Consider the following 25,217-nt stretch of genomic DNA (forward strand, 5'->3'; position numbering starts at 1 on the left):
AGTGTTTTCTAGGTGATTTCGGTCACAGAAATGATCCGACCACCGCGTCTATGGATGTATCCCAGTTGGCTTGTAATGTCATTGCCGCTTACTACGTAACTGGCGTTCGGGTTGCGTTGGCGGCCGCCTGCAGGCTGGGCATTGACGACAATACGGAACCGCTTGGATGTGGGATCAGCTGATCCAGAGGCTGCACCAAGCCTGTTAATCCGTACGGTTGTATTTGTCCAGTTTGTAGGTGCAGATCTTGTTGCTACCGAATTCAGCAGGCTTGAGGCACATTGAATGGTGTCACTGGCCGCATAGCCTTGAACTAGTGCTATGTGGCGATTAAAGGAAACCTGTTCGCGGCCATTTTCAGTTGCGACACGCAGGTAGGGAACAGTATTTTCGCCGAAGGTGTTCTGATACTCTTCGCTATCAACGTAGCTGTTGATTTCTGCGTCATAGCCGTGAATGGCTAGCCTTTGTAGATGCTCACTCATCTCGGCCTGAGATGCGGGTGCACGTCCCAAAATATGTTTGAAATTCAGCTCAACAAAACGGTAGGGAGCATTTGTTTCGAAGAAGCGACGGCGATAGTCTGCAGAGAGTCCAATAGCTCTTATAAATTCACGGGTGCTGAGCCTTCCCTCAGCAAACTGGCTTTCTGCTGTTAAGTTGCGTTCGCTGTCCATTACATGGGGATTGCCCAGCACTTGGCGGTATACCGAGCGGATCAGCGCAGTAATCTGATCTGCTGAATCACCGTTGCAGCGCTCGAATACTTCCTGCTGGCGCTGGCCAAGCCCAAAGCCAACGTATAGATCACCACGCATCGGTGTCGAGTCGCCTCCATCGGCACTGCTCCGCTTGACAGGCACTAACATTCCGGTCGAACCAGCCGCTGTTCTACCCATCTGACTTAGGGCACCAGATCGGTAAACCTGTGCAGGCACTTTTATTGAGAGCCTGTAGCCGCTAACTAGATTGCCTAGCAGTTGACTTTTGGTTCCTACGGCTGTGTCGCTGCCAGCGAAATTCTGCTCAAGTGCTGCGATCCTGTTGAACGCTGCTTGAGGCTGGCCTACTGGTGAGTTCCAGCTTGTTGGGTATGGAACTGTTTCCTCGCCAAAGGACTTTAGATACTCATCGGAATCAAGATAGCTATTGATTTCTTCCGTGAAGCCACTTGTGGCGATTAATGCCACATGGTTAGCAACCTCTGCTTGATTCTGGGGGGGGCGGCCCAGCAAATGCTTGAAGTTAAGCTCAACTGCTCGATGCGGAGACACGGCATCAAAGAAGCGTGAGCGATAAAAATCGGATTGGGCCAATCTTCGTACGAATTCCCGTACGTTTATGTCCCCATTGCGTAATTTTGATTCGGCACTCAGCAGGCGCTCGCTTTCCATCGGCTGAACATTGCCGAATACCTGCCGGTATGCAGCTCTTACTGCGATGTGAAAAGCAGCATTGTCGTTTGCAGTGAATGCTGACGGCGTATTTAGAAGCTGCTGGTTGCGAAATTGATCTTCGCTTGTGGCAGTTTCTACGGTATCAGTTCTTTGTCGAGAAAACCTTGCTGGTGCTTCAAGCAGCTGAGTGGCTCCGAAGTCAAGTGAATTGCTTTGATTTGCTGTCATGGGTCTATGGGATTAGTGGACGTGCATTGTTAGTTGGAAGATAAGTCGTTAGACGTTTTTGGGACATCTAATTCCTTTGTTTTTTGCTGATTTGGTAACTCTGTTGCTAAATAGGGCTGCTTTGAGCAATGGATCAGCTTAATGGTGTGATGCTTGCGATCTTGCCCCCCTCGCGGTGAATAAGTTGATACTGCTCGGATAGCTTGTTGAATGGGACGAAGAGTACTCTGTTTGCTTTCCTATAGCGTGATGTGGGTCGCACGTTATTGGCCCTGTAAGCTGTTACTTCAACTCGATAGACTTTGCCTGCTTCGCCTGCGAGTACACCTATCCGGGTAACGGGATCTGTCAGGTTGGCAGCTGGGCGGAAGCTCCAGCCTTGGGAATCTTGTGATGAGGGAGCCACCACAGGAAGGGGGCGGTTCTGATAGGCAGCACCGCCAAGACGGCTCCTGATTCCAGCCAAGTTGCCTTTTAGGCTGCTGCTGCTGTTGCCACGTAGCAACTGGAATGACCAGGTGAACTCTTGAAGCGTTGCACAGGATTCTGTTTTCCACCCACGCTGATATGGAACTGTCCACTCACCAAAGGTGTTCTGATATTCGTCAGAATCCAAGAAGCTGTCGATGTCTGCTTCGTAACCACTTGTATCTAGTCTTTCGGCATGCCCCCGCATTTCCTCAAAATCTCCTGGAGCACGTCCGAGTAGGTGGCGAAAAGCTAGCTCGATATAGCGGTATCGCGCGCATGAGTCAAAAAAGCGCGTGCTATAAAGATCGCTTTTTGCGATACGTCTTACCAGTTCTCTAACGCTGATCTCGCCTAGCTTGAACTGCGATTCTGCAACAACTTGTCGTTCGCTCTCCATGACGTAGGCATTCCCAAGCACCTGTCTGTAGACAGCCCGGATTACTGACTCCTTCGCTTGGTCGTCGTCCCCTGGAACTAGCTCACGTGGTGCCTCGCACTCTTGGGAGAAGCTCTCCACACCCAGGATGGAGGCTGGACCAAACGGCATGACTTTCGTGGCGATACCCTACAATTATCCCCGGCATCCCATAGCCCTCGACTGTAGCTTTATAAACCTCAATCTTTTGTTTCAATCGCTTCGCTTTGTCTGGCAGTGCCAGCGCGCTATGCGGGTCTTGTTGTGGATCCCAGCAGCGATTCCAGTGTCGTCCGGGTCGCTTGCCTAGTGAGTGGGTTCCAGCAATCCAGTTCGATGTGTGAGCGAGTTAGGAGGTTGGCTAGCTGTATCTTATCTAAACCCGTAGCTTGACTGAAGTCAGCCCCCTTGATACTTTCAGCCCCATCTAGGATTGCCTCTGTTAAATTAGCGGCCCTAAAGTCTGCCTGTTGCAACTGGCTACCGGTAAAGCGTGCGCCTATGCAACGACTGCCTTGCATTTTTGCAAACCTAAGGTCTGCTCCTACAAAACGTGCTCCGTCTAATACTGCACCACTTAGGTCACATCCGCTTAGGTACGCACCCATGAAGTTGGTGTTCTGTAGGTCCATACCCCTGAGATCTGCACCATTCAAAAAAGCCCCATTAAGAGCTGCACCAGGCCCTACTGCACCCGACTTTTCAAGATTAAAATCAGCGGGTACACGAGTATTTTTGTCATAACGGGCAAGTGTTAAATTGCATCCCTCTAGCAGGCAGGTAGTCAGATCTGCACCTCTTATGTCTATACGACAAAGGTTTGCCTGACGCAGATCAAGTGATTCCAGGACTCGGTTGTTCCAGCATGCACCTCGCGCGTCTACGGGTTGATGCTGAGCCGCAGTTGGTTTCCATTTTTCAGGAGCACTCCATTGGCTTGGATCTTCAGGTAACAAAAATGCTTGATGCTTTTGATTCATTTTCGGGCAGGATTTGATTCGCAAGTGATCAGACACATCTGTGTTTTGTGATTGTGTTCGCTTCTGTAATCGCTTGCTGGGTTTGCTTCGCTTCCTGATATCAGGGCTCGGTTGGTAGCAGAGCGTTGCACAGGTTGTCAAAAGCCTTGTTGAGGCAGGTTGCCTCATGACCATGCTTTGAAGTTTCTAGGAGCTGTGTGGTTAGTGTACGCATCCGGGCTAGCACATACATCATCGCAGGGATAGGTACTTCCATCTCCTTGTATAACTGACGTAATGCGCTCATGCCGGCCATATCTGTTATTTCTGTGCAATCGCACGCCACCCCGTAAATGATCACCCGCAGAAACTGTTGGCAATCGCGCCAGCAGGCTTCTGCCCTTGGCTCCGGGTATAGCTCTCCGCCAGCCAGTGTGAGCTGTGGTTGTTGGGCTAGTAATTGTCGCCTTGCTTTGTCGATTACCTGGTTTGATTCCGCTATCAGTAGCCCAATGGCATCTTCTGAGGTTTTGCAACAGTTACATATTGTTTTTAATTCTTCCGCGCTTAGGAACCGTTTGGAGGTATCGGCTTTAGCTATCAACACCCTTGCCGCTTCGGGGAGGCTGTTGCGATTGCTTATGCCGCATACTTTTGCAGCCTTGGCAAGTTGGCTGATCACCATTTTCTGCTGAGCTTCTCTAGTCAGGTTCACGATTCCACAGGAGTAGCGGTTAGCCAGCCATGTCGCTCCAAATGGAATGCCCAGACTGCTGTCCCGCCAAGGTCTGGACAGTGTTCTGCTGCCAGATCCACTAGCTCTTCTGACACACCGAGGTTTTTAAGTAGATTCCTTGCTCCGGTCGTTCCTTCAACCACGGCTGAACGGATTGCTGCTCCGACAACCCAGGTCAGATTGGTGTTTGATAATTCACCGCTGTTACTTTCGCAGGCAAGTAGAAGATTTTTGTTGCCAGGATGTTTGTCGTGATGGGATTTCCAAAGCCCAATGTCGTCAATTCTTAGGTCTATGCGCAAGCGTGCCTTGCTCGTGCCGTACTGAATCTCCTGTTCCTCTCCAGCTTGGTTTATTAAGTCTTTTATGCTAAAAATTTCATTGTGCGGCATGATGGTTTTGTTTTGGCAGGAGGACGGTTTCCCCGGGCTGTCTAGTCTTTCTCGAATCTTCGCGCGCGCCTAATGCAACTCGCCTATTGCCTTGTTGCTCATTCTGCATGCAACTCTTTATATCTTTTATTTGTTCAATAAAAATAGCCTCCCTTGGGCAGGGAGGCTATCAATCACTTTTTACCGGGAGGCCAGATCAAACAAGTGCGTTGATTGCGTAATCGAGGTAATTGTTTGCTTCTGTTGCTGCTTCGCCGGCAAGGCCATGGTTGGCTTTGATGTAGTTAAGAGCTTCCACGTACCAGGAGGGGGAGAGCTCAAAAGCCCGATTGATTTCATCAATCCCGGCAATCAGGTACTCATCCATGGGGCCGGTGCCACCAGCCACGAGGCAGTAGGTGACCATGCGGAGGTAGTAGCCGATGTCACGGGAGCACTTAGCCTTGCCACGGGCATCAGCGGCATAGTTCGCGCCCTGCATCTGGGTGGTGTAGGGGAACTTGTTGTAAACGGCCTGGGCAGCGCCGTTCACCAAGTTGTCTGCGTTGGCTGTTAGGCCCTTGGCAGCTGCGAGAGCATTTTTGGCGCGGTCAAAGCGACCAAAAGCCGAGTTGAGCTCAGTGTTTGAGAGGAACCGTCCCTGGGAATCAGCGGCTGCGACGGCTTCGGTAAGGGGAGTCTTCATTGGAAGGGGGGAATAAGTTGGTTTGACTTTTTAGTGAGCTGATCAGCCGACGGCTGCTGCAGCGCGGTCGAAGTAGGTGCCGATTTCGCTGATTAAAGCTGAGCAATCTCCCTGGGTGATGCCGTTGCGGTCGTTGGCAATTGCAATGGCGGCGTCTTTCATCTTGCGAACGCCTTCAGCAACCGAAGTGCCAGGAACGCCGAGGGCCAGGTAGGTCTCCCGCAGGCCGTTGAGGCAGCGGTCTTCCAGCACGGATGCATCGCCGTTGAAAATGGCGTATGTGATGTAACGGAGGATGATGTCCATATCGCGTAGGCACGCAGCCATGCGGCGGCTGGTGTAGGCGTTCCCCCCAGGAGCCGTTAGCGCCGGCTGAGCTTCAAAAAGATCGCGGGCCGCATTGGTGACGATCTTTGATGCGTTGGAGGTGATGCGGTTCACAGCATCCATACGCTTGTTGCTCTCGGAAACCATCGCCGCAAGCGCGTCGATTTGACCGGCGTTGATGAATTCGCCACGGGCATCAGCCTGGGCTACAACCTTGGTGAAGGCGTCGAACATTGGGAGGCTCCTAGTCGCGACGAATAGTCGGAAGGGTGGATAGGGGTTCCAGGCTGGTCAGGGCCCAGGGCTGCGCAGTGCCCCTTGTGGGCAGGGAGCAGCAACCTGGCTGTTATCAACTTGGTTCGCCCATTCTCATCAAGATGTCTGCTTGCCTACTGCTCCCTTAACAAACGGTCACTGCCCCAAGGCCTGGAGGGCTTTGCTCGGTGCAGGGGGCCACGGCAAGGGCCCCATTTTGAGCTCGACAATGCGCTGGGTGGGGCGTTTTCAAAAAACTTGGCCTTCCACCACTTGCGATCTAGCAATGACTCGAGCTCTTGAGGCGTTCCCTGGCCATTCCGTATTGGTGGCATGCACCGCTTGTTCTTCGCACTTCAATATGGCCTGTTTTGATTGTTTCACAAGGCTTTTGGAATCGTTACAAATGCTGCGCTGCAGGCTCTGGGGCGCCAACCCCTGGCGCTTCCGGGCTGCGCCGATACCATCCGCCCATTCCATCGGCACTGGTTATGGCTGTTGAGCTAAAGGTTGCAGACTGCACCCAGCGGCTGGCTGACCAGCTGCAGACCCTCTCGGAAGTTGCTGAAGCGATCACCTTCCGCCTGCTTGAACTGGAGGAGCGGCTTGCCGCTCAGGAGTTGAGGCTCGAACCGCTGCTTGAGGGCCAGGCAGGTAGCCAGGGCGCGTTGTCTGATGAGACGGAGCTACGACTCGATGACACCGAAGACCGACTGGCTCGTCTTGAAGGCTTGCTAAAAGGTATCGAGAATCAAGGGGTAGGCCGTCACCTGCGTCCAGTTGTTGCCCCCCAGCTGGCCCATGCCCAGGAGGCTCTACAGGACAGCTTTCTAGATGACAGCCTGGCCGAGGAGCCCTTCCTTGATGAAGAGGAGCAACCCTTCCTCGATGAGCTCAGCGCCTGAGACTCAATTGCGCCACTCAATCGCGCCACTGCTCAGACCAATGGGCTGGTATCTCGTCGCTGTAGTCGTCGGTTCGGGCAAATTCAAACGCACCCGCCAGCGATCCCCAGAGATGTTCGTGGGTGATGGGATCGTGGCCCCTGTCGATCGTGCGCATGCCAGCTGGGTTTAGCTCCAGCCGGCTCACCAGGTAGGAGGTGGCTCCCTTGCGCTCCACCAGACAGCGACATCCAGGCTCCACTTCCCCCACGAATCCTTCGCTCTCTTCGCTCACCACGTAGGAGCAGCCATTGAGGGGCAATAGGTCACTGGTTTGAATCCGGCCACGGAGTTCGCTGTCCTCTACCGCTCCCCAGAAGCGTTGATCTTCTGCCAGCGCCTGGTTGACGATCGTTAGCTGGCCGTTCAGTGCTTCCACCCTCAATACTCGAATTCGGTAGGGAGCTGCCGGGTTAAACGCATAGCTCTGCTCCAGCAGCAGGGAGCCCGGTGCCAGCTGGGGGAGGGGGCGGAATTTGACCAGGATGTGGGCGTAGAGGGGCGGATTCTCAAAAGCCTGCTCCTGGTTGCTGAAGCCACCGCTCAACATCCGCACCAATCGCTCCAGGGAGCTCGCCATCACGCCAGTTCACGGCTGTGAGGATGAAGCTACTGGCTGGGCCCGGCCAACCCCAAGAGGCGGAGGCGAAAAGCGGCTACTTGCTGAGCCAGCTCTGGTTGGTTTTGCAGAAAGGGATGGTCGCCAAGCCCCTCGAGCATCAGATCGACCTTGGCTGCTGGATCGAGGCCGTGGTGGGGATCGCGCTGTTCATGCTTTTGCCAGGCTTCATCGAAAGCCTGAGCGAAGCTGTCGGCGTTATTGAACATCCGGTTGGAGTTCAGTGGATGCTCACGCATGGTGCTGCAATATTCAGCTGTTTCTAGTTGAGGCATCCCAAACCCTGCAGGCTTTTCGCGGAAGGAAAGTAGTGGGATGAGAATGCCAGGACCCAGATTTGAACTGGGGACACGGCGATTTTCAATCGCCTGCTCTACCAACTGAGCTATCCCGGCCCGTCGCCTAAGCGACTAATCGATCTTAGATCACGGCCCTGCCACGGGGTTCGGGCCAGGCAGGCCATGCCAGCCACGTGCCAGCCCTGTTCGCGCAGGCTGTCAGCGGCGGCGCAGGCCGTAGCACCCGTCGTGAGGATGTCGTCCAATAGCACCACAGCTGGTTTCTCTCGGGGGTGCTGTTGCTGCCCAGACGCGGAGCAGCGAAAGGCTCCCGCCTGGTTGGCCCAGCGCAGTTCGCGGCCTAGGTGGTGCTGGCCCAGCACTGCCCGACTGCGTTGCAGGAGGGGGACTTGGCGCCAGCCCAGTTGCCAGCTAAGAGCTCTGCCCAGCAGGCTTGGCAGTGGGTTGGCTCGCCGCTTCCAGCTGGGGATCGCAACCAGCAGGGGTGGTCTGGCCCAAGGTTCGGCGCCCAGTCCTGCCGCTAGTTGCTGTACCAGAGCTGCCACCATTGCTGGATTCGGATGGGTGCGCAGATAAAGAAGCTGCCGGCGCAGCCGCCCCGAGTACATGCCAGCGGCCCACCAATGGATGGGATCACTGCCCTGGCGTCCCCCCTCGGGTAATTCCGCCGCCAGATCGGCGTGCAGGCTTGGTGGTTTGGCGATCCAGTCCAGGGGCAGCAGCTTTAACAGCCCTGCCGTGAGGGGAGTTGGGCCAGGGGGCCAGGAGACCATGGATGGGTCTGCAGGTTTCCCGCAGGGTTCCCACGCCGCCGGCATCAGCGGGGCAGGGCCCGCAACATCGCCACCAGGGTGCGATGGGCATCTTCACTGTCACTAAGGCAGTGGTCGAAGGGCACTGTGACCTTGGCGCCATCCACATCAAGCTCCATGGCTTCGGCTCGGACTGCTACCAGGCTTGCCTTTTCGGCTGCGCCTAGGCCGCCGTAGTGACGGGCATAGGCCAGCACCGCCTCGGCATGGTCGTCATTCATGTGTCGGCAAATCCGATCGCTCACGGCGGAGGTGATGGGGTCGGCGGCCATGGTGATGAGCGGCGGTGGGTATGGGTGTGATTCTGGCTCGGATGAAGCTGCTGAGGGAGTTAGGCGGCGCCGAAGCGCTGCCACAACAACAGGCTAAGACGCAGGGCACTAAAGCCCACATAGCCAGCTAGCACCACAAACACCGCCATGGAGATCACAGAGCGCAGGCGGTCATTCATGGTTTTTGCAGGGCTGTTGCGGCCAGTCTGGCCATGCCAAGGGCAGCTGTGCACCTCGGTCGATTCAGCACCGGTATGCCCAGGCTCTGCTGGCGCAGCCGCCGCCATTGGGGGTTGCGGGCCCCGCCCCCCAGGGTGATCACCCGCTCCAGGGCGGGGGCGCCGGCCGCTTGCAACCGCTGCCAGCCCTGTTTCTCTAGGGCTGTGAGGCCCTCCAGCAGGGCCTGGAGGTAGCAGACGTCGCTGATCGGGCGCGGGCCTAGTAGCGGCTCGAGCACAGGATCGTCTACGGGAAAACGTTCCCCACGGGCTGGTAGCGGCCGCAGCTGCAGACCCGTGGGCTGGCGAGGGTCGATTTGGCGGCTCAATTCTTCAATCTGTCCGTCACTGAAGAAGCGCCTCAGGATGCCGGCTCCGGCATTGGAGGCGCCACCCACGAGCCAGCTTCCTGCCACTCGGTGACAGCTGATGCCTGGCCCTTCGATCGGCCTGGGGCTGAACTGTTTGAGCACCAGGGTGGTACCCAGCACGGTGACGCCATCGCCCCTACCTGGCTGGGCGGCAAGCACCCCGGCGTTGGCGTCGGTGCTGCCTGCTACCACCTGGCAGCCAGGTGCCAGTCCAAGCTTTTGGGCGGTCGTAGCAGCGATTCGCCCCAGCACCGTGCCGCTGGGGCGAATCGCCGGCAAGGCAGTGGACCACGGCTGGCGCCCGATCGAGCCAGTCCAGCCCTGCCGTTGTAGGTCCCAGCCGAGGCGCAGGTTGTTGCCCTCTTCCCCCCAGCTCCAGTCACCAAGCAACCAGCCGGTTAGCCAGTCGGCCTGGTGACGCAGCAGCCAGGGTCCGCCCGCTCCGATTTCCTGGGCCTGAGCCAGCAGGTGCAGGGCTCGGGCCAGGCTGCCGTTGGCACTGGCGGCTGGGCCTGAACCGGCCATGGCTGCAGCAATAGGGGCCTGCTCACGGCAAGCGAAGTGATACGGCAAGGCTTTGCTTAGGCAGCCTGGGCCAGGCTGGCCATCGGGACGGCACAGCAGCAGGGTGCCGGAGGTGCCATCCACCGCCAGGGCCCCAACCTGCTTGCGGGTAGCTGCTGGCAGCAGCCCGCAGAGGCTTGCTAGGCCCTCCGCCCAGCCCAAAGGCTCCTCCAGGCTGGATGGATAGGGGCTGGACTCTTCGATCAGCTGCTCGCCGTCTGGCCCTATCAGGGCAATCCGCAGGCCACTACTGCCCAGATCCACCCCAAGGGCAAGTGCAGTGTTCACCCGCCGGCCTGCAGCTCAGGCGCCGACCTGGGCTGCAGTGACCTGCTTGAGCGTGGCAGCGATGGCGTCCACGTTTTCCCAGGGAAGATCCAGGTCGCTGCGGCCAAAATGGCCGTAAGCAGCCACATCTTGATAGAAGCGGCCGCCGCGTTGCTGGGGCAGCTCCCGTAAACCGAAGGTGGCGATGATGGCCCCGGGGCGCAGGTCGAACTGGTCCTGCACCAGGGTGGTGAGGTCGGCATTGCTGATGGCGCCCGTGCCGAAGCTTTCCACCAGGATGCTGACTGGTTTGGCTACGCCGATGGCGTAGCTGAGCTGCACTTCGCATTTGCGGGCCAGGCCTGCAGCCACGAGAGCTTTAGCCACGAAGCGGGCGGCGTAGGCGGCGGAGCGATCCACCTTGGTGGGGTCCTTGCCCGAGAAGGCGCCACCGCCATGGCGGGCATAGCCGCCGTAGGTATCGACGATGATTTTGCGGCCCGTTAGACCGGCGTCACCCTGGGGGCCGCCCACTACAAATTTGCCCGTGGGGTTCACCAGGAAGCGAGTATCTGCCTGAGAGGGCTTGAGGGCCAGATCGGCGGTGGCGGGCTCCACCACGTGGCTCCAGAGGTCGGCGGCAATGCGCTCCCGAATTGCTTTTTCATCCGAGATGCCATCGATCTCAGCTGTGTGCTGGGTGGAGATCAAGATCGTGTCGATTGACACGGGCACTTCGTTTTCGTAGACGACGCTCACCTGGGTTTTGCCATCGGGCAGCAAATAGCCGAGGCTGCCGTTGTGACGCACCTCGGCCAGCCGCCGCGCCAAGCGATGGGCCAGGCTGATCGGCAGAGGCATTAGCTCTGGCGTCTCGTTGCAGGCGTAGCCAAACATGATCCCCTGGTCGCCTGCTCCCACCAGATCAAGGGGGTCGCCGTCGTGGTCGTCGGCCTCGTTTACCCCCTGGGCAATATCGGGGGACTGCTGGTCTAAGGCCACCAGCACGGCGCAGCTGTGAGCATCGAAGCCGCCGGCGCGGGCACCGGCATAGCCGATCTGGTTGATCACGCCCCTTACCAGGGTGTTGAAGTCAACCCGGGCGGTGGTTGTTACTTCACCTGTGATCAGGCAAAGGCCGGTGTTGACCACGGTCTCGCAGGCAACTCGAGAAGCCGGGTCCTGGGCCAGCAGGGCGTCAAGCACCGCATCGCTCACCTGGTCACAGATCTTGTCGGGATGCCCTTCGGTTACCGACTCGGAGGTGAAGACGTAGCGGCTCATGCAGCTTTGAATCAACTGAAGTCAGCTTATGTGCTGGCCTGCGTTTACCTGGAGTTCGCGCCAATGTTGCAGGCAGGGGAAGCGCGGATCTAGCGGCGGGGCGATGCTCCAGCCCGCCCCATAGCCGAGCACCACGGGCACTCCCGCCTGCTGGGCCATGCGCAGGTCGCTATTGGCATCGCCGATCAGGGCGCAACGGTTGGGCTGTATTTCGAGTTGGGCGCAGAGGGCGTGCACCGCCGCCGGGTTTGGCTTGCGCGGGTTGTGGTCGGCACTCCACAGGGCTTGAAACCTGGACCTGAGGTTTTGGCTGGCCAGAAAAGCTTCGATGCCAGCCTCGTCATCGTTGCTGATCACGGCGCACACCACTCCTGCTTCCTGCAGTGCTTGCATCAGATCGTGGAGTCCGGCGGTGGCGATGGGCCGGTGCTCACTCCCCTGGCCATGCAGGCCATCGGTGGCCGCAAATACGATTTCGCTTAATTCCAGGGCTTCTGGCCAGCCAAGGCCAACCTGGGCCAACGCTGTGGCGGTGGAGATCAGGTTGTGGCTGCGGGAGCCGACGGCCGTGGCGCCGGCCGGATGGATGGCGCTATTGCGAAGCCCGTAGGCCCTCTGTAGTAGCTGAGCCAGCTCGTCGCATCGGCTGGCGGGTAGCTCCGGGTGGCGTTTCCCCAACAGCTCGCAGGCATGAAAAACCCTGGCCGTGGCCAGGGTGTGCAGCATGGGTTCGCTGATGCAAAGGGTGCCGTCCTTGTCGAACAACACCGCTTCGATTGGGAATGGTGTTCCCGAGGCATCGGCCAGGGGTTGTCCCCGCAGAAACAGCTCAGCCATGGAGGGCTCGTAGTTGGGCCTGGCTCAGTCGAGGGTGACGCCCATTGGTTCGTTGTCTTCGGCCTGCTCAAGCAGCATCTGCTTGTAGCGGGCGGCCATTTCCTCGGCTTTATCGAACACTTTCTGAGGGTCGGTGAGCATGTCGCCGGGCTCTGGCTCGAGGGCCTTGGTCGAGAGGGAGATCCGGCCCCGCTCGGCATCGAGGTCGATGATCATTACCTTCATCTGGTCGTTGACATTGAGCACCGTGTGCGGTGTCTCGATGTGTTCGTGGCTGATTTCGGAGATGTGCAGCAGGCCGCTGACTCCACCGATATCAATAAAGGCGCCGTAGGGCTTAATGCCGCGCACGGTGCCGAGCACCACTTCGCCCACTTCGAGGCGATTCATCTTGCGTTCCACCAGGGCGCGGCGATGGCTGAGCACCAGGCGGTTGCGCTCCTCGTCCACCTCAAGGAACTTGAGGGGCAGGAAGTCGGCCACCAGCTCTTCTTTGGCCTTGCGGGTGCTGATGTGGCTGCCGGGAATGAAGCCGCGCAAGCCTTCTACCCGCACCAGGGCGCCACCACGGTTGGTTGCAAACACTTCGCTGTAGATGGTCGCGTCTTCTTTCTGCAGCTGGCGCACCCGTTCCCAGGCACGCTGATACTCGATGCGGCGTATGGAAAGCGAGAGCTGGCCGTCTTCGTTCTCCTCACTCATGATGAAGAATTCGCGCACCTCGCCTGGCACGAGAACGTCGCTGAGGCCCTCAACCCGGTTGATCGACACCTCCTGCACCGGCATAAACGCCGCTGTTTTGGCGCCGATATCGATCATGGCGCCCTTCGATTCCAGGGCAAACACGGTGCCGTTGACAACGTCACCCGGCTTGAAGTTGTAGTCGTACTTGCTCAGTAGCGAGGCAAACTCATCCAGGGTGAAACCCACGCCATCAGAGTCGTTGCGGGATGCAGCGCGACTGCTGGGGTCATCGGCGGTGGGGACCTCTTCCGGAATGCCTAGATCGAGGTCATCGCCCATGGCGGCGGCGAAATCGAGCTCGGCCTCGGCACTGATCGCGTCTTGGTTGAGCGCTTCAGTGCTGGTATCGGAAGGGGTCACGGTCATGGATAGGTGGCGGTCTGCCTGAAGCAGTAGGAAAGGAACGGATGATCTGCCCGCCAGCAGAGCAAACCCGACTTGCCACTGTACCAATGCGGCAGCAGCGTGTTTCCGTTGCTTTGACCTGCTTCAGGTGAACCCGGTCAGCTGAAGCAGGTCAGCTGACCGGGGCCAAGCTGGCTTTGCGCAAGCGGCCACCACTGCGCGTGTGCAGTCCTTCCAAGGTGGACACAAAGTCGCTTACGCCCTGGAACTGGCGATAGACAGAGGCAAAGCGCACATAGGCAACCTCACTCATTTCGCTGAGCTGCTGAAGCACAAGTTCACCGATTTCGGCACTGCTCACCTCCCGTCCGCTGCGTTGCTGCAGCTGGAGTTCGATTTCATCCACCACCCCTTCGAGCCGGGCCGGCTCTAGGCCTGTTTTTTCGCAGGCGCGCAGCAGCCCGTGCAGCAACTTGACGCGGTTGAAGGTTTCCCTCGAGGAGTTGCGCTTCACCACAGTGATCGGCACTGTCTCTACCCGTTCATAGGTAGTGAAGCGGAATTCGCAGTTGAGACACTCACGCCGCCGCCTCACACTGCGACCACTGTCGGCCGCTCGAGATTCGAGCACCCGGCTATCGGTGTGTTGGCATGAGGGACATTGCATCCCTGGCATCCGGGAGTGTCTTTCAAGTGTAAGCAGCACTTTTTCATTTGGAAAGGCCTGCATTCGCCTATCGCACAACAAAAAAGCCCCTGCCGAAGCAGGGGCTTTAAAGGGCTCTGGCTGATTATTTGCCGATCTTGGGGGGATCGCGGAAGGCGATTGCAAAGAAGAGCGTGGAGATGGCCAGGGCCAGGATCAGGATGTAAGCGAAGCTTTCCATGGATGTCCTCGGGGGTGCTGGCGGTCAGCTGAGGGGACTGCCTGCCGGGGGCACGTAGCCCTCGGGCAGACGACGGGTCGAGCGGTCGCCCAATTTCTGGAATAGACCGAATTCCACTTGTTCGCCCAGGTCGGGATCAATACCGGCAAACACATCGCGATACAGGGTGCGAGCACCGTGCCAGATGTGGCCGAAGAAGAACAGAAGGGCGAAGGTGGCGTGTCCGAAGGTGAACCAACCACGGGGTGAGCTGCGGAAGACACCGTCAGAGTGATAAGTCTCGCGGTCAAACTCGAAGGCTTCGCCCAGCTGGGCCTTGCGAGCCAAGCGCTTCACGTCGGCAGGATCAGTAAAGACTTGGCCGTTGAGGGCGCCGCCGTAGACGGTAGCCGTCACACCGGTCTGCTCAAAGGAATACTTGGCCTCAGCCCGACGGAAGGGAATGTCGGCGCGAACGATGCCTTCTTGATCTTGGAGAACTACGGGGAAGTTCTCGAAGAAGTTGGGCAGGCGGCGCACCTCAAGGTCCCGGCCATCTTTGTCAGTGAAGGAAATGTGGCCAATCCAGCCTGTGGGGAGACCGTCGCCATTCACCATCGGACCAACCCGGAACAGGCCGCCCTTGGCAGGACTGTTGCCGACATAGTCGTAGAAGGCCAGCTTCTCCGGAATCGAGGCATAGGCCTGTTCCTTGGTGGCTCCGTTGTCGAGCGCGGTTTGGACTCGACGATTGATTTCCGTCTTGAAGTAGCTCTGGTCCCACTGATAACGGGTGGGGCCAAACAGCTCTACAGGGGTTGCTGCAGCGCCATACCACATCGTGCCGGCAACAATGAAAGCCGCGAAGAAGACAGCGGCGATCGCCGAGGCCAGCACCGTTTCGATGTTGCCCATGCGCAAGGCCTTGTAGAGGCGCTCCGGCGGGCGAGTGGTGATGTGGAAGATGCCAGCAATGATTCCAACGATGCCAGCAGCAATGTGGTGGGCCACGATGCCGCCAGGGTTGAAGGGATTAAATCCTTCTGGGCCCCAGGATGGTTGGACTGGCTCTAAGTGTCCCGTAATTCCATATGGATCACTGACCCACATGCCAGGTCCGAAGACCCCGGTGAGGTGAAAGGCCCCGAATCCGAAGCAACCAAGGCCGGCAAGTAGCAGGTGGATGCCAAAGATTTTGGGTAGATCGAGGGCAGGTTCGCCGGTGCGTGGGTCCTGCCAGATCTCTAGATCCCAATAAGTCCAGTGCCAGATGGCGGCTAGGAAGAGCAGGCCGCTGAAGACGATGTGGGCTGCAGCCACACCTTCAAAGCTCCAGAATCCAGGGTCAACGCCGGTTTCGCCGGTGATGCTCCAGCCGCCCCAGCTGCCGGTTACGCCGAGTCGGGCCATGAAAGGCATGACAAACATGCCCTGGCGCCACATCGGGTTGAGTACCGCGTCGGACGGATCAAAAATTGCGAGCTCATAGAGCGCCATGGAGCCGGCCCAGCCGGCAACCAGGGCGGTGTGCATGAGGTGCACTGCGAGCAATCGGCCCGGGTCGTTAATGACGACCGTGTGCACCCGATACCAGGGCAATCCCATGGGGGTAGTTCTGGGTGGGTTGGGCGATCGTAAGGGGCGCTCCGGCCGCGGTGCGCTCCAGGTAACGGACCGCAACGGCCTGGCCCAGAATGAGGACCTCTGCAAAAAGGTTTCATGCCCGTGATCCGATTTGTTCGCGAGGGTCGCGACATTGAGTGCTATCCCGGCGAAAACCTGCGAGAAGTGGCTTTGCGGGAGGGCATTCAGCTCTACGGCCTCAAGGGTGCCCTAGGCAATTGCGGCGGCTGCGGCCAGTGCATCACCTGCTTTGTGGCAATTCCGGAGGGCACCGGTGCCCAGGTGCTGAGCGGCCGTACCGCCGTGGAAGACCAAAAACTGCGCCGGCGCCCCCAAACCTGGAGGCTTGCCTGTCAAACCATGGTCCAGGAGTCCGTTTTGGTTTTGACTCGGCCCCAGGTGGGCATGGCCGACCAGGAAAATTTGGTGGCGGAGGCCCAGGCCAAGCCCCTGCCTAGCGGCCCCACAGCCTGGCCTGCCCCTCCGGTACAGGAAGGCGAGGAGGATTTAGAGGATGGGGGTGAAGGTCAGAGCCAGGGCGATGAACAGGCCCCAACCGCAACGAGCGGTGAAGCCTCCTGAAAAGCGCCCATTTGGCGGTGATACCCTCCCCTCACTTCCCCTTCAGCCATGGAAACCAACGATCTCGGCTTTGTTGCCAGCCTTTTGTTCGTGTTGGTTCCCGCGGTCTTTTTGATCATTCTTTACATTCAAACCAACAGCCGCCAGGGGGGCTAGTTCCTCCCTTCAGGCTCCCGCACCAGCAACACAGGGGCTGGGGCATGAACGCGGATGTAGTCGCTCACCGAGCTGCCCAGTAGCCGGTCGATGTCGACGAGTCCTCGAGCAACCACCGGGCGCCGATCCTGGGAAGCGATCACCAGCAGGTCGGCTTTGAGATCCTCGGCGGCGGCGCACACGCTGCGGCCGACATCGCCGCTGCGATGCACTGCCTTGAGCTCCACTCCGTAGCCACGGGCTCGCTGGCTGGCTTTTTCGAGGACTGCATCGGCTGGGGATTTGCCGCCCCGAGAAGGGGTGATGTCTTGGCGGGTGACATGGACGCCGGTGAGGCTGCCGCCAGGAATCTCCCGCACAAGCTCGCAGGCCAGTTTCAGGGCATCGTCACCGACCCCGGTGCCATCGATGGTCACCATTACCCGGTTGATGTGGCGGATGTAAAGGTCGTCGCGCACCAGCAGCATCGGCCTGGTCGAGAGCTGGAATACGTATTGGCTGGCGCTGTTGCTGAGGATCGACTGGAGGCGGCCCAGGCCTCTGGAGCCCATCACGATCAGGTCGCTGTTGAGTTCGTCGGCCACCTTCAGCACCGTTTGCTTGGTGTCTCCCTGCCGAATGATCGTGTTCACCTCGCTGGGGTTGAGCCCGAGCCGTTGCACCGCTTCGGCGGCGATAACCGCCGCTTTTTGGGAGTGCTCCGCGAAGCTCTCACCAGCCTGCTCAGGCACCACGTGCAGCAGGTTGATGCGGGCTGCACGGACCGCCGGGATGTCGCGCAGCATACGCACCATCTCTTCCACGTGGCCTTTGCCGGAATCGGCGATTAGAACGTTGCGAAACACTGAGAAGACTCGAAGTAGCAGGCTGCCTGTCAGCCTATGGCCGATCTGCAAGTGCAAACCATCTGCCCGCTACACCGCAACCATCCCGCTCCGGCCAAGCTGGCCCGGCTGTGGTGAAGAGAGTGTCTGAAGGCTGGTTGCTGGAGCGCCGTGTGCTGCCCCAGCACACGGATCACGCCGGCGTGATGTGGCACGGCGCTTACGTGGCTTGGCTTGAGGAGGCGCGGGTGGAGGCCCTGGCTGCAGCTGGTATCGCCTACAGCGATCTTTCCGTTCGCGGCTTGGAGCTGCCGGTGGTGAGTTTGACCATTGACTACAAGCAGCCCCTGTTTCACGGCGATGTTGTGCAGCTGTGGAGCGAGGTGCTGCCGCGCTGTGGTCTGAAGTTGCCCTGGCGCAGCCGTTTTGTAGCTGCAAGCGGAAAGCTGGCGGCTAAGGCAAGTGTTGAGCTTGTGCTGGTGGAGAGCGCCCCTGGGCTGGATCAGCGCCGGCTGGTGCGCCGCTTGCCCGCTGATCTGGAGGCCGCGGTCGCAGCCCTGGCGCGGGGACCGCATTAAGATCAGTACATCTGTACTGAAAGCGCTATGGCGATTCAGGGGTTGCTGCGGAGCGCCGATGGCGCCGGTTGGAATCAGGAGCAGCGGCTTTGGTGGCTGCTGTGGTCGGGTTGTCCAGGAATTGGCGCCCAGCGGCTGGTTGCCATTCGGGACAACTTTTGTGGCTGGGCGGCAGCCTGGGGCGCTCCGCTCGAGGCCTTTGCTGCCCTTGCCGGTTTTGGTGCGGTGGGTTGCCGCCAGCTGCAGCGCTATCGCGACCGCTGGGGTCCCGATCCCTTGCCCCGGCTCTGCCAAGAGCTGCGTGGCGGCAGGGGGGTGTTGGTGCCGGCTGATCCGGCCTTTCCGCCCGAGTTGCTCGCCTTGGCGCGGCCGCCTCTGCGCCTTTATTGGCGGGGTAAGGGCTGGTTGTGGCCCCTGCTTCGGCGCCGCCAGGCCATTGCGGTCGTGGGCACGCGCCGGCCCTCCCTGCATGGGTTGGCCATGGCTGAGGCGATCGGTGCGGCCCTTGCCCAGGCGGGTTGGCCGGTGGTGAGTGGCCTGGCAGAAGGGATCGACGGAGCCGCACACCGGGGCTGCTTGTCCAAGGGCGGCAGGCCTGTGGGGGTGTTGGGCACTCCCCTTGAGCGGGTTTATCCCAGGCACCATCAGCAGCTGCAGGCTGAGGTGGGTGCCGGGGGGCTGCTGGTAAGCGAGTTGCCGGCGGGCACTGCGGTGCAGGCAGGCCATTTTGCGGCTCGCAACCGGCTGCAGGTCGGCCTGGCTCGGGCGGTGGTGGTGGTCGAGTGCCCTATGCGCAGTGGGGCTCTCCAGTCGGCCACCCTCGCCATGCAGCAGGAGTTGCCGGTCTGGGCCGTGCCGGCTGATGCGGGCAAGGCATCTGCTGCCGGTAGCAATCGTCTGCTCGCCCAAGACGCCACGGTGCTGCTTGAGCCCGCAGATTTAATTCGCCAGCTAGGGCCTGGCCCCCTGGCCTCGCCAGATCCCGCTGCTCCTGTGGCCTCCCACGGGCTACTGCGATCAGCCGATCCCTTGCTGCTAGCAGCCTTGGGGCACGGAGCTTCGCTTGAGCAGCTCTGCCTGATGCTGGAGGAGCCTGCGGCCTCCCTTGCCTCCCGTCTGCTGGCCTTGGAGCTTCAGGGGCTGGTGCGGGCTGAGCCTGGGCTTTGCTGGCGTCCGGCTTAGCCTGAATCCATGGTGAATGGGCAGCTCGATGGGGAGCAATTGTTGGCCTGGCGCCGACAGCAACTAGCCCTGGGCGGGAGCCCTGGAGACTTTGACTGGCTGCTGGATCTGGCGGGAGGCCTGCCCTGGCGGGCTCAACAACAGCTGCGGCTTCATGCTCAGCTGCCGGTTCAACTGGCCTGCGAGCTCAACCAATTGGAGGCGATGTGGCGACGCCATCTCGATACCGCCGAGCCGCTTCAATACCTTGTGGGGCGCTGCCCCTGGCGTGACCTGGAGATCAGCGTCGCTCCAGGAGTGCTGATCCCTAGACAGGAAACGGAATTACTGGTGGAGTTGGCCCTGGCGCTGGCCCCTTCCGGCCCGGGCTGTTGGGCCGATCTCGGCACCGGCTCTGGCTGTATGGCCCTGGCCTTGGCTCTCGCCTGGCCCTCCAGTCGCGGCTGGGCCGTCGACTGCAGTCCAGGGGCGCTTAGTCAGGCGGCCCTCAATCTGGCGGCAGGAGGCGTTGCCGATCGGGTGCAATTGCTGGAGGGCAGTTGGTGGCAGCCGTTGAGCCCCTGGTGGGGACAGTTTGATCTGGTGGTGAGCAATCCCCCCTACATACCGACTGCGGTATGGGCTGGTTTGGAGCCCGGGGTTAGAGAGCATGAGCCGGTAATAGCCCTCGATGGCGGAGTCGATGGACTTCACGCCCTGCGCCTAATAGTGGCGGGTGGGGCGGAGGCCCTTGCGCCTGGTGGTCTGCTGCTGATGGAGCATCACTTCGACCAGAGCCATGCGGTGATCGACCTACTCAGTGCTGCCGGATATGCCGAGGTGCGCTTCCATGGGGATCTCGAGGGTGTAGAGCGCTTTGCGTCGGCTCGCTGGCCAGGATCGGGCAGGGATTGCCATGACCATTAAGCCCGGATTGTTGCCGGTTCCATCTCCAGCCGTGGAGCCGCCAGATCTGGCGGCACTGCTCCTTCAGGGTTCAGCTGCCCTGTTCCCCACAGATACCTTGCCAGCCCTGGCGGCTTCACCTGGCCAGGCCAACCAGCTTTGGCGCCTGAAACAACGCCCGGCAGACAAGCCTTTGATCTTGATGGCGGCCAGCTCCGAAGATCTGTTTGCTTGCCTCGGCGTAGCGCCGCGCTCTGAGTGGTTGGAGATGGCTGCTTGGGCCTGGCCAGGGGCGGTCACTTTGGTGCTACCTGCCGTTGGAGTGGTGGCAGAGGCCCTCAATCCCGGTGGGTCGAGCTTGGGCCTGCGGCTGCCGTCCAGTGCGGAAGCCCAGGCCTTGCTGCAGCTAAGTGGCCCCTTGGCTACAACCAGCGCCAACATTTCAGGCTGTCCGGCCGCATGTACAGCTCAGGAGGCTGCCCAGCAATTTCCCGAGGTGCCGCTTCTCGCACCGATCCCTTGGCCGCTCGCCGCAGGTCAGGCCAGCACGGTTGTTGCTTGGCGCGCTGAGGGCGGCTGGCGGGTATTGCGGGCCGGTGCTCTACTGCCCCCAGGCATTTAGGAGCGCGTAGGCATGGGAGCTCTGATTGTTGTGGTGGCGGTCTCGGTAGCGGTTTTTTATTGGGCTATGGCGCCCTTGCTGCAGGTGTTGTCCGACTTGATGGAGCTCAGCTTTTTGCCCTGGTTGCTGCTTGCCCTTGGTATCTGGCTTCTGGCTGGGCGAGCCCAGGGGGACATCTAGGGCGCCTGGGTTTGGACTAGTAACGGTTTGGCGGTCGATTACCACTTCTTTTGAGATAGCGGCAGGCGCCAGTTGCTCCAGTTTCCCTGGCCGGTTTGGTTGCTCACCCGCAGGGTGTCGCATGCACAGCCACTTTGTTGGTGACCTCAGGCGATCCACAGACGCTGGTGGTGGTGATCTTGGCTCTGTGTATTTCAGGTGGCAGCTGTTTCTACTGCATAATTAGGAAGGCAAGGCATGTGGGAAGCTCATGACAGTCTTTGTTGCTCTGGTTGCTTTCTTGGCCGTGGCTTGGACTGTTAGAAAACTCATTGCCGGGAAACCTGGAGCTCAAAGAGAAGACCTAAGGATTATTCCCTTTGAACCGGAGCGGCCAAGGGCTCTTTCCTACACAGAGATGATGAACTCTGGTCAGCAACGGATGGTTGAAACACCGCAGGGTTATGATTGAAATCTCTCTTCGGCTGCTTGACAATGGAGAATTATCAGCATTTGGGAAACATTGCTGGCACGCTATCTCCTGCTTCGCTTTGGCAGCGAGAAGGCAAATCCCTCGGCATTGACACTGGCGCGGATCTCGCACCTTTGCCATCTGTGTAGTCACTTATCCAGCCGCTCATGGGGTCGCCCCTACCCCCACCCACTAGTAGTAGCAGCCGTAACAGCCCCCCCTTAGTGTGAGAGGGACTGATTTCAAGCCTTCGTTAACCATGGTGGTGTCCCAGGCCCAATCCTCAGAAGCCCTCTCGCCTGAGCACCAGCGCCTAGCGGAGGCCGACCAGGGCCAAAAGCCGTGGAGAGCGTGGGGTCCCTACCTGAGCGAAAGGCAGTGGGGCACGGTGCGCGAGGACGACAGCCCCGATGGCGATGCCTGGGAATCCTTCAGTCACGATCAGGCAAGATCCCGCGCCTACCAGTGGGGAGAGGATGGCCTGGCAGGCATCAGCGATGACCGCCAGCTGCTTTGCTTCGCCTTAGCACTCTGGAATGGCAAAGACCCGATCATTAAGGAACGCCTCTTTGGCCTCACCAACAGCGAAGGGAACCACGGCGAAGATGTCAAAGAATATTATTACTACCTGGATTCAACGCCAACGCATTCCTACACGTGATTACCCATAAGCCTCCGCAAGCCTGAGATCGCGCTCCGTGCAAGGCGTGCAGCAGCAGACTGCATTGGCGATCCGTTCCGTCATCGCAACCATTGAGAAACGCCGGTTGAAGCGGAAGCAGAAGCCGCCCAAGTAGCGCCGGGCGTACTTGTCAAAGTTGAAGGCATGAAAGGTGCCGCAGAAGCTGGTCTTGAGGTTGCCCAGCAACGTGTTGATCCAGCGGAACTGCGGCAGGTCGTTGGGGTGCTTGCCACCGGTGACAACAGACTTGTGGTGGCAGTTGGCTGACGTCACGGCTCGGAAGCAGGCCAAGCCATCGGAGAGCACCTGGCTGCCGGGCATCAGATGGCGTTTGGCCCATTCAGCGATCGCCTCTGAGCAGAAGCCACTCACGGCTGTGATCCTGGCGTGAATTGGATGGCCAGCCTCGTTCAAGGAGACGGCCGCAACGATTGGGATCTTGTTCTCTGATCCCCGACCTGGCTTCCCACCCGGGAGTTCTCCGCCGAGGTAGGAATCATCCATCTGAATCTTTCCCCGCAGCAGGTAGGCCTCCTCCCGCTCAGTCATGGCGCGTAGGATCTTGTTGTGCAACAGCCAGGCCGTGTCGTAGTTGACGCCCAGGTGGCGGCTGAGTTCCAGTGAAGAGATCCCAGTTTTGGCCTGGCCGATCAGATAAAAGGCTAGAAACCAAGTGGTCAGCGGCAGCTTGGTGGCCTGCATGATCGTGCCGGACGTGAGCGTGGCCTGATGCCCACAGGATCGGCACTGATAGCGCTTAAGCCGCCGGCCGTAGACCAGCCCATGCTTGTGAAATTGGCAACGCGGACATCGGAACCCATCGGGCCAGCAGACCTTCTCCAGAGCAGCCTCACACAGCTCCTCGGTGCCGTAGAGCCGTTGGAACTCAGGCAGCGAGAGGCCTTTCTGAAACTGGACGGCACTGCGCGACATGGGCTAACTGGTATATGCGTACCAGTCTATGCGACCAGTTCGCCCTGTGCGGAGTGAGCTGGGTAATCACGTTGGCGTTTAACTTTCATGGGCTACTCTAGGCCAATTCTGGCCGGCAGGGAATCTCCTATAAGGTCTGGTCAGTTTCTGGGATCGACGTCAATACAGGCCGAAAATAGTAACCTAGGCAGGTCAAGATAAACAAAGGAAATTGATAACGGAATAAATGGGCTGAAATTCACCTGGCCCGATTATTCTTTGCATTGCTGCCAGCGTCAAACTCTTTTATCCAGGCAATTGGCCAATCAGGTACTAGCTTATGTGATCTGAAATTGACTGGAACTCATGGCCAAGCCTTGAGAAACGTTAGCAAAGAGCACCGATTTCGCAGAACCAATGCCATCGGGATCATAGAATAGATTACCCTTTGTTGATTCATAACGGATACGCTGGTCAATACTTGTGAAGACTGCACCAAGGACGAACGCATTGGACGCAAGCTCACCTGTCTCCCTGATTGCAGTAAATAGACCAGAACCAGTATTTTCCAGCTGGAATATATCCCCCTCGGCAATATTGAAATCGGTAATGCTATCAACGTTAGTGCTCCCAAGGGCCGTATCGAAGCGGAAAGTATCTGCTCCCAAATCGCCGGTCAAAACGTCGATGCCAAGGCCCCCGCTTAGAGTATCCCTGCCACCTTTGCCAGTGATGATGTCATTACCAGCTAAGCCCGTAAAGCGGTTGTCATTGTCATCGCCATTATACGAGATGGCAAATTTTTGCTTATTTGAAGCCAGATTAAATATATCCTGATTTGAGGCCGTAACGCCCAAGCGAGTTTGTGTAGTATCTGTCAAGCTGACGGCATTTTTGCCGAGCCCGACGATTCCGTTGGATCTATATGCAGTGGAAACGTCAAGCAGCTTGCCGGTGACTGTAGTAACGGAGCTTGCGTCAACATTGCCAGTTGTTAGAGCATCAAGTGCTGTCAGGTCGTCAGCAGCAATCGATCCGGTGTCAGTGAGAGTCAAAGCCCCGCTGTAACCAGTGATGCCGGTCAGGGCACCGGCGATATCAACTGCGGAGCCGTTGAGGGAAACGGAATAATTGTCCAGGGTGATGGCGCCAGTGGTGGCGTCATTGATCGCTTTGAGCTGGCTGAGTGAGTGGGCAGTGTTGAGGATGACAGCTTCATTGCCGAGGCCAGAGATGCCATTGCCAGCGACGACCTTGGCGGCATAGACGGCAGCGACATCGGTTGCCGTGCCGGTGATGGTGGTAATGGATCTGGCCTCGATCGTGCCAGTGGTGGCAGCGTCGATGTTTTTGAGATCAGCTGCGTCTGCGTTCATGCCGATAATGTGGACGACTTCATTCCCAAGGCCCAAGATGCCATTGCCAGAGAGGACCTTGGCGGCATAGACGGCAGCGACATCGGTTGCCGTGCCGGTGATGGTGGTAATGGATCTGGCCTCGATCGTGCCAGTGGTGGCAGCATCGATATTTTGGAGATCAGCTGCAGCTGCGTCATTACCGATAATGATGACGACTTCATTCCCGAGGCCCAAGATGCCATTGCCAGAGACGACCTTGGCGGCATAGACGGCAGCGACATCGGTTGCCGAGCCGGTGATGGAGGTAATAGCGTTGGCATCGATGGTGCCAGTGGTTAGATCATCAAGTGCCGTCAGCTCGTCAGCAGCAATCGATCCGGTGTCCGTGAGGGTGACTGCTTTGTCGCCTAGACCAGATATTTGATTTGATTCATAGGCACCCGTTACCGCAGCCACGGTGCCGGTGATGGAGGTAATAGCGTTGGCATCGATGGTGCCAGTGGTTAGATCATCAAGTGCCGTTAGATCGTCAGCAGCAATCGATCCGGTGTCCGTGAGGGTGACTGCTTTGTCGCCCAGGCCAGATATTTGATTTGATTCATAGGCACCCGTTACCGCAGCGAGGGTGCCGGTGATGGAGGTAATAGCGTTGGCATCGATGGTGCCAGTGGTTAGATCATCAAGTGCCGTCAGCTCGTCAGCAGCAATCGATCCGGTGTCCGTGAGGGTGACTGCTTTGTCGCCCAGACCAGATATTTGATTTGATTCATAGGCACCCGTTACCGCAGCGAGGGTGCCGGTGATGGAGGTAATAGCGTTGGCATCGATGGTGCCAGTGGTTAGATCATCAAGTGCCGTCAGCTCGTCAGCAGCAA

General features: G+C 58.8%; 30 protein-coding genes, 1 tRNA gene and 1 pseudogene. 10 read left to right on the forward strand and 22 right to left on the reverse strand.

Annotation, left to right across the window (positions count from 1 at the left end; all coding sequences use genetic code 11):
- Positions 1-8: 8 nt before the first annotated feature.
- From KBY83_RS10370 to KBY83_RS10400, 7 genes are all read right to left on the reverse strand, one after another.
- A complete protein-coding gene (locus KBY83_RS10370; protein ID WP_255019479.1) occupies positions 9-1,625 on the reverse strand; it encodes a phycobilisome rod-core linker polypeptide in 1,617 nt (538 codons plus the stop codon).
- 133 nt (positions 1,626-1,758) lie between these two features.
- The gene (locus KBY83_RS10375; RefSeq protein ID WP_255019480.1) at positions 1,759-2,643 is read right to left on the reverse strand and encodes a phycobilisome linker polypeptide; all 885 of its coding nucleotides are present in this window, start codon (positions 2,641-2,643) and stop codon (positions 1,759-1,761) included.
- Between the two features lie 116 nt (positions 2,644-2,759).
- The gene (locus tag KBY83_RS10380; protein ID WP_255019481.1) at positions 2,760-3,491 is read right to left on the reverse strand and encodes a pentapeptide repeat-containing protein; all 732 of its coding nucleotides are present in this window, start codon (positions 3,489-3,491) and stop codon (positions 2,760-2,762) included.
- Between the two features lie 100 nt (positions 3,492-3,591).
- Positions 3,592-4,185, reverse strand: a complete 594-nt coding sequence (locus KBY83_RS10385; protein WP_255019482.1) for a phycobilisome polypeptide — start codon at positions 4,183-4,185, stop codon at positions 3,592-3,594.
- On the reverse strand, positions 4,182-4,598 hold the full coding sequence (locus KBY83_RS10390; RefSeq protein ID WP_255019483.1) for a hypothetical protein: 417 nt from the start codon (positions 4,596-4,598) through the stop codon (positions 4,182-4,184). The genes KBY83_RS10385 and KBY83_RS10390 overlap by 4 nt, the downstream gene beginning before the upstream one ends.
- A 196-nt stretch (positions 4,599-4,794) precedes the next feature.
- On the reverse strand, positions 4,795-5,283 hold the full coding sequence (gene cpcA, locus KBY83_RS10395) for a phycocyanin subunit alpha (protein ID WP_254937566.1): 489 nt from the start codon (positions 5,281-5,283) through the stop codon (positions 4,795-4,797).
- Positions 5,284-5,325: 42 nt separating this feature from the next.
- The gene (locus tag KBY83_RS10400; RefSeq protein WP_255019484.1) at positions 5,326-5,844 is read right to left on the reverse strand and encodes a phycocyanin subunit beta; all 519 of its coding nucleotides are present in this window, start codon (positions 5,842-5,844) and stop codon (positions 5,326-5,328) included.
- Between the two features lie 512 nt (positions 5,845-6,356).
- Between KBY83_RS10400 and KBY83_RS10405 the strand changes: the two genes are divergently transcribed.
- Positions 6,357-6,770: a hypothetical protein gene (locus KBY83_RS10405; protein WP_254941599.1), complete on the forward strand. Its 414-nt coding sequence runs from the start codon at positions 6,357-6,359 to the stop codon at positions 6,768-6,770.
- Positions 6,771-6,786: 16 nt separating this feature from the next.
- On the opposite strand, the gene KBY83_RS10410 is transcribed toward KBY83_RS10405, so the two are convergent.
- The 12 genes from KBY83_RS10410 to psbB form a co-directional block, all read right to left on the reverse strand.
- Complete coding sequence (locus KBY83_RS10410) at positions 6,787-7,389, reverse strand: chromophore lyase CpcT/CpeT (RefSeq protein ID WP_255019485.1); 603 nt, start codon at positions 7,387-7,389, stop codon at positions 6,787-6,789.
- 29 nt (positions 7,390-7,418) lie between these two features.
- Positions 7,419-7,667, reverse strand: a complete 249-nt coding sequence (locus tag KBY83_RS10415; protein ID WP_255019486.1) for a hypothetical protein — start codon at positions 7,665-7,667, stop codon at positions 7,419-7,421.
- An 83-nt stretch (positions 7,668-7,750) separates the two neighbouring features.
- Positions 7,751-7,823, reverse strand: a tRNA-Phe gene (locus KBY83_RS10420).
- Complete coding sequence (locus KBY83_RS10425) at positions 7,814-8,500, reverse strand: ComF family protein (protein ID WP_255019487.1); 687 nt, start codon at positions 8,498-8,500, stop codon at positions 7,814-7,816. Before KBY83_RS10425 ends, KBY83_RS10420 begins: the two co-directional genes overlap by 10 nt.
- A 44-nt stretch (positions 8,501-8,544) precedes the next feature.
- Positions 8,545-8,811, reverse strand: coding sequence for a DUF2470 domain-containing protein (locus tag KBY83_RS10430; protein ID WP_255019488.1), 267 nt, complete (start codon positions 8,809-8,811; stop codon positions 8,545-8,547).
- Between the two features lie 175 nt (positions 8,812-8,986).
- Positions 8,987-10,252 (reverse strand): FGGY-family carbohydrate kinase, encoded by a 1,266-nt coding sequence (locus tag KBY83_RS10435; protein ID WP_255019489.1) that lies wholly within the window; start codon positions 10,250-10,252, stop codon positions 8,987-8,989.
- 15 nt (positions 10,253-10,267) lie between these two features.
- Positions 10,268-11,515 carry a methionine adenosyltransferase gene (gene metK, locus KBY83_RS10440; protein WP_255019490.1) on the reverse strand — a complete coding sequence of 416 codons (1,248 nt, stop codon included), beginning with the start codon at positions 11,513-11,515 and terminating at the stop codon, positions 10,268-10,270.
- Between the two features lie 21 nt (positions 11,516-11,536).
- Positions 11,537-12,352: an HAD family hydrolase gene (locus KBY83_RS10445; protein ID WP_255019491.1), complete on the reverse strand. Its 816-nt coding sequence runs from the start codon at positions 12,350-12,352 to the stop codon at positions 11,537-11,539.
- A 24-nt stretch (positions 12,353-12,376) separates the two neighbouring features.
- Positions 12,377-13,462: a 30S ribosomal protein S1 gene (locus KBY83_RS10450; protein WP_255019492.1), complete on the reverse strand. Its 1,086-nt coding sequence runs from the start codon at positions 13,460-13,462 to the stop codon at positions 12,377-12,379.
- A gap of 151 nt (positions 13,463-13,613) precedes the next feature.
- Positions 13,614-14,108 carry a transcriptional regulator NrdR gene (nrdR, locus tag KBY83_RS10455; RefSeq protein ID WP_255019493.1) on the reverse strand — a complete coding sequence of 165 codons (495 nt, stop codon included), beginning with the start codon at positions 14,106-14,108 and terminating at the stop codon, positions 13,614-13,616.
- Positions 14,109-14,232: 124 nt separating this feature from the next.
- The gene (locus KBY83_RS10460) at positions 14,233-14,328 is read right to left on the reverse strand and encodes a photosystem II reaction center protein T (RefSeq protein ID WP_010314684.1); all 96 of its coding nucleotides are present in this window, start codon (positions 14,326-14,328) and stop codon (positions 14,233-14,235) included.
- Between the two features lie 24 nt (positions 14,329-14,352).
- Complete coding sequence (gene psbB, locus KBY83_RS10465; protein ID WP_255019494.1) at positions 14,353-15,912, reverse strand: photosystem II chlorophyll-binding protein CP47; 1,560 nt, start codon at positions 15,910-15,912, stop codon at positions 14,353-14,355.
- Positions 15,913-16,026: 114 nt separating this feature from the next.
- Here psbB and KBY83_RS10470 point away from each other — a divergent pair, with 114 nt between their 5' ends.
- Both KBY83_RS10470 and psbM read left to right on the forward strand, forming a co-directional pair.
- On the forward strand, positions 16,027-16,512 hold the full coding sequence (locus tag KBY83_RS10470) for a 2Fe-2S iron-sulfur cluster-binding protein (protein ID WP_106632819.1): 486 nt from the start codon (positions 16,027-16,029) through the stop codon (positions 16,510-16,512).
- A 48-nt stretch (positions 16,513-16,560) separates the two neighbouring features.
- Positions 16,561-16,668, forward strand: coding sequence for a photosystem II reaction center protein PsbM (gene psbM, locus KBY83_RS10475; RefSeq protein ID WP_015109223.1), 108 nt, complete (start codon positions 16,561-16,563; stop codon positions 16,666-16,668).
- On the opposite strand, the gene KBY83_RS10480 is transcribed toward psbM, so the two are convergent.
- On the reverse strand, positions 16,665-17,513 hold the full coding sequence (locus KBY83_RS10480; RefSeq protein WP_254941589.1) for a universal stress protein: 849 nt from the start codon (positions 17,511-17,513) through the stop codon (positions 16,665-16,667). The two genes, psbM and KBY83_RS10480, sit on opposite strands and share 4 nt — an antisense overlap.
- A 113-nt stretch (positions 17,514-17,626) precedes the next feature.
- Here KBY83_RS10480 and KBY83_RS10485 point away from each other — a divergent pair, with 113 nt between their 5' ends.
- The 7 genes and pseudogenes from KBY83_RS10485 to KBY83_RS10515 form a co-directional block, all read left to right on the forward strand.
- Entirely contained in the window at positions 17,627-18,070 is a 444-nt protein-coding gene (locus KBY83_RS10485) for an acyl-CoA thioesterase (RefSeq protein WP_255019495.1), read from the forward strand.
- A 27-nt stretch (positions 18,071-18,097) separates the two neighbouring features.
- A complete protein-coding gene (locus KBY83_RS10490) occupies positions 18,098-19,252 on the forward strand; it encodes a DNA-processing protein DprA (RefSeq protein ID WP_255019496.1) in 1,155 nt (384 codons plus the stop codon).
- Positions 19,253-19,261: 9 nt separating this feature from the next.
- Positions 19,262-20,158 (forward strand): peptide chain release factor N(5)-glutamine methyltransferase, encoded by an 897-nt coding sequence (prmC, locus tag KBY83_RS10495; RefSeq protein ID WP_255019497.1) that lies wholly within the window; start codon positions 19,262-19,264, stop codon positions 20,156-20,158.
- Complete coding sequence (locus KBY83_RS10500; protein ID WP_255019498.1) at positions 20,148-20,759, forward strand: L-threonylcarbamoyladenylate synthase; 612 nt, start codon at positions 20,148-20,150, stop codon at positions 20,757-20,759. The genes prmC and KBY83_RS10500 overlap by 11 nt, the downstream gene beginning before the upstream one ends.
- 12 nt (positions 20,760-20,771) lie before the next feature.
- Positions 20,772-20,939: a hypothetical protein gene (locus KBY83_RS10505; protein ID WP_255019499.1), complete on the forward strand. Its 168-nt coding sequence runs from the start codon at positions 20,772-20,774 to the stop codon at positions 20,937-20,939.
- Between the two features lie 250 nt (positions 20,940-21,189).
- A complete protein-coding gene (locus KBY83_RS10510; protein ID WP_255019500.1) occupies positions 21,190-21,390 on the forward strand; it encodes a hypothetical protein in 201 nt (66 codons plus the stop codon).
- Positions 21,391-21,649: 259 nt separating this feature from the next.
- A pseudogene (locus KBY83_RS10515) lies at positions 21,650-22,045 on the forward strand (glucosidase); the annotation flags it as partial.
- 6 nt (positions 22,046-22,051) lie between these two features.
- On the opposite strand, the gene KBY83_RS10520 reads toward KBY83_RS10515, so the two are convergent.
- Both KBY83_RS10520 and KBY83_RS10525 read right to left on the reverse strand, forming a co-directional pair.
- Positions 22,052-23,005 (reverse strand): IS1595 family transposase, encoded by a 954-nt coding sequence (locus tag KBY83_RS10520; protein WP_255019501.1) that lies wholly within the window; start codon positions 23,003-23,005, stop codon positions 22,052-22,054.
- A gap of 317 nt (positions 23,006-23,322) precedes the next feature.
- On the reverse strand, positions 23,323-25,217 hold a 1,895-nt coding region (locus KBY83_RS10525; RefSeq protein ID WP_255019502.1), incomplete at its 5' end, for a calcium-binding protein.

This window comes from Cyanobium sp. WKJ7-Wakatipu, assembly GCF_024345355.1.
Classification (GTDB): domain Bacteria; phylum Cyanobacteriota; class Cyanobacteriia; order PCC-6307; family Cyanobiaceae; genus Cyanobium_A; species Cyanobium_A usitatum.